This is a genomic window from Albidovulum sp., assembly GCF_008933605.1.
Classification (GTDB): domain Bacteria; phylum Pseudomonadota; class Alphaproteobacteria; order Rhodobacterales; family Rhodobacteraceae; genus Albidovulum.
In genome coordinates, this window is the sequence record NZ_WBUS01000228.1 from 1 (window position 1) to 3,706 (window position 3,706).

The window sequence follows — 3,706 nt, forward strand, 5'->3', positions numbered from 1 at the left end:
TTCCGGGCGAGGTCACGGCGGCCTGTCTGGAGATTTCCGAGAAGGCGCATGAGGCGGTCGGCTGCCGCGGGCTCAGCCGCTGCGATTTCCGCTGGGATGACAGCCGCGGCGCCGCAGGGCTGGTGCTGCTGGAGATCAACACCCAGCCGGGGATGACGCCGACCTCGCTCGCGCCGGAACAGGCGGCGGCCGTGGGCATGAGCTTCGTCGAGCTCTGCCGCTGGATCGTGGAGGATGCCTCATGCGGGCGCTAGGGGCGATCATCGGCCGGCGGGGCGGGGCGGCGGGGCGCTACCGCGAGGAACTCAGGCGCGAGAAGCGCGACCCCGCGCCCTCGCGGCTCGCCTATCGGGTGGAGCGGCTCTGGCTGACGCCGGCGTTCCGCAAGGCCGTCAGGGTCGGCCTGCCCTCGGCCCTCATCGTCCTGGTGACGGCGGCGTGGCTCGGCGACGCCGGGCGGCGCTCGGCGATGCAGGCCTGGCTGGCCGGGCTGCGCGAGAGCGTCGAGAACCGGCCGGAATTCATGGTGAGCCTGATGGCGATCGACGGTGCGTCGGAACCGGTGGCCAATGCGATCCGGGGCATGCTGCCGGTGGCGCTGCCGGCCTCGTCCTTCCGCATCGACCTCGAGGCGCTGAGGGCGACGATCGCGCAGATCGACGCCGTGGCGGGGGCCGAGCTGCGCATCCGCAAGGGCGGCGTGCTCGAGGTGGCCGTGACGGAAAGGGTGCCGGCGGTGCTCTGGCGGCGGGGCGGCACGCTCGAGATGCTCGATGCGACCGGGCACCGGGTGGCGACCCTGCTTGACCGCAGCGCGCGCCCCGACCTGCCGGTGATCGCCGGCGACGGGGCCGAGCAGGCCGTCCCCGAGGCGCTGGCGATCCTCGCCGCGGCGCGGCCGGTCCAGTCCCGCGTGCGCGGGCTCGTCCGCATGGGCGAGCGGCGCTGGGACGTCGTGCTCGACCGCGAGCAGCGGATAATGCTGCCCGAGGCCGATCCGGTAACGGCGGTCCAGCGTGTCATCGCGCTCGACCAGGCCGAGGACATGCTGGGGCGCGACCTGACGGTCGTGGACCTGCGCAACGAGATGCGCCCGACGATCCGGCTTGCGGCGCCGGCGACGGGTGAAGTCGAGGGTGAGACGAGGGTATCCGGGCCATGACAGATCTCTACCAGTCCCAGAGGGCGATGCGGAACATGCGGCGCGCGGCGCTGCAGCGGGGGGTCGTCGCCGTGCTCGACGTGGGCACGTCGAAGATCGCCTGCCTCGTGCTGAAGTTCGAGAACGCCGAAGAGGGCCCCGACGACGGGCTCGGCGCGCTGGCCGGCCAGTCGCAGTTCCGGGTGATCGGCGCCGCCACCACCCGCTCGCGCGGGGTGCGCTTCGGCGAGGTCGACGCGATGGCCGAGACGGAACGTGCGATCAGGACGGCGGTGCAGGCCGCGCAGAAGATGGCGCAGACGCGGGTCGACCACGTCATCGCCTGCTTCGCCGGCGCCCGTCCCCGGAGCTACGGGCTCGCCGGCGAGATCGAGCTGAGCGACGGGCAGGTGAGCGAGCAGGACGTGGCGCGCGTCCTCGCCGCCTGCGAGGTGCCCGACTACGGTCCGGGGCGTGAGGCGCTCCATGCCCATCCGGTGAACTTCGCCATCGACCACCGCACCGGCTTCGGCGATCCGCGCGGGCACGTGGGCAACCGGCTGGCGGCCGACATGCACCTGCTCACGATCGACACGGCCGCGGTGCAGAACCTCATCTACTGCATCCGCCGCTGCGATCTGGAAATCGCGGGGCTCGCCTCCTCGGCCTATGTCTCGGGGCTGGCGAGCCTCGTCGAGGATGAACAGGAACTGGGGGCGGCCTGCATCGACATGGGCGGCGGCGCCACCGGAATCTCCATCTTCATCAAGAAACACATGATCTTCGCCGAGAGCGTCCGCATGGGCGGGGATCACGTCACCGCAGACATCTCGAAGGGGCTCCGGGTGCCCCTGGCCACCGCCGAGCGGATCAAGACGATCCACGGCGGCGTGCAGGCGACCGGGATGGACGACCGCGAGATGATCGAGATCGGCGCCGATTGCGGCGACTGGGAGAAGGACCGGCGCAAGGTCTCGCGCACGGAACTCATCGGCATCATGCGTCCGCGGGTGGAGGAGATCCTGGAGGAGGTGCGCGCCATCCTCGACGCCGCCGGTTTCGACCAGCTACCGAGCCAGCAGATCGTGCTGACCGGGGGCGCGAGCCAGATTCCGGGGCTCGACGGGCTCGCCGCGCGAATCCTCGGCCAGAACGTGCGACTCGGGCGCCCGCTCCGGGTCCAGGGCCTGCCGCAGGCGGCCACCGGAGCCGCGTTTTCCTCAACCGTCGGCCTTTGTCTCTTTGCCGCCCACCCGCAGGACGAGTGGTGGGACTTCGAGATTCCGGCCGAACGCTACCCGGCGCGCTCGCTGCGGCGGGCAATGAAATGGTTTAAAGACAACTGGTAACCACACGATCTTGAGAGGTCGGCGAAATGCCGCTGAGAGGCATCAGGAACCCCCCAGATTTTGTGGTGTTTTCGAGTTTTTCGCGTGACCTTGAAGGAAACTCTCAGTAAAATCGCGGCACTGCGGAAAAGGTGGCCGACATTGGGCCGGGGACACGACAGGCGGAAACAATGGCATTGAATTTGACGATGACGGAGCGGGAGGACCTGAAGCCGCGGATTACCGTGTTCGGGGTGGGTGGTGCCGGCGGCAATGCCGTCAACAACATGATCGAGAAGCAGCTCGACGGGGTGGAGTTCGTCGTGGCGAACACCGACGCCCAGGCGCTGGCGCAGAGCCACGCGCCGGCGCGCATCCAGATGGGGGTGAAGGTGACCGAGGGTCTCGGCGCGGGCGCCCGGCCGACCGTCGGGGCCGCGGCCGCCGAGGAGACGATCGAGGAGATCGTCGATCACCTCGCCGGGGCGCACATGTGCTTCATCACCGCCGGCATGGGCGGCGGCACCGGCACGGGGGCTGCCCCGATCATCGCCCAGGCCGCGCGCGAACTCGGCGTGCTGACCGTGGGAGTCGTCACCAAGCCGTTCCAGTTCGAGGGATCGAAGCGGATGCGCCAGGCCGAGGAGGGCATCGAGGCGCTCCAGAAGGTGGTCGACACGCTCATCATCATCCCCAACCAGAACCTCTTCCGGCTGGCCAACGAGAAGACCACCTTCACCGAGGCCTTCGCGATGGCCGACGACGTGCTCTACCAGGGGGTCAAGGGCGTGACCGACCTGATGGTGCGCCCCGGCCTCATCAACCTCGACTTCGCCGACGTCCGCGCGGTGATGGACGAGATGGGCAAGGCGATGATGGGCACCGGCGAGGCGAGCGGCGACGACCGCGCCATCCAGGCCGCCGAGAAGGCCATCGCCAACCCGCTCCTGGACGAGATCAGCCTCAGAGGCGCCAAGGGCGTTCTCATCAACGTCACCGGCGGCACCGACCTGACGCTCTTCGAACTCGACGAGGCGGCGAACCGCATCCGCGAGGAAGTGGACCCCGACGCCAACATCATCGTCGGCTCCACGCTCGACGATGCGATGGAAGGCATGATGCGCGTCTCGGTCGTGGCGACCGGCATCGACGCGGTCCCGGCGACGGCCGAGGTCCCGGCGCCGCGCCGCCGGCTTGCCGAGCCCCTGCAGCCGGCGATGGTGCTGGAGCCGAAGCC

At 69.9% G+C, this 3,706-nt stretch carries 3 protein-coding genes and 1 pseudogene; all 4 read left to right on the forward strand.

Annotation, left to right across the window (positions count from 1 at the left end; all coding sequences use genetic code 11):
* Positions 1 to 254, forward strand: a pseudogene (locus F9K34_RS17825) (D-alanine--D-alanine ligase); the annotation flags it as partial.
* The gene (locus tag F9K34_RS17830) at positions 242 to 1,162 is read left to right on the forward strand and encodes a cell division protein FtsQ/DivIB (RefSeq protein ID WP_291338453.1); all 921 of its coding nucleotides are present in this window, start codon (positions 242 to 244) and stop codon (positions 1,160 to 1,162) included. The pseudogene F9K34_RS17825 and the gene F9K34_RS17830, both read left to right, overlap by 13 nt.
* The gene (ftsA, locus tag F9K34_RS17835) at positions 1,159 to 2,490 is read left to right on the forward strand and encodes a cell division protein FtsA (RefSeq protein WP_291338454.1); all 1,332 of its coding nucleotides are present in this window, start codon (positions 1,159 to 1,161) and stop codon (positions 2,488 to 2,490) included. The genes F9K34_RS17830 and ftsA overlap by 4 nt, the downstream gene beginning before the upstream one ends.
* A 170-nt stretch (positions 2,491 to 2,660) precedes the next feature.
* Positions 2,661 to 3,706, forward strand: a 1,046-nt coding sequence (gene ftsZ, locus F9K34_RS17840) for a cell division protein FtsZ (RefSeq protein WP_291338455.1), incomplete at its 3' end; no start/stop codon positions are given.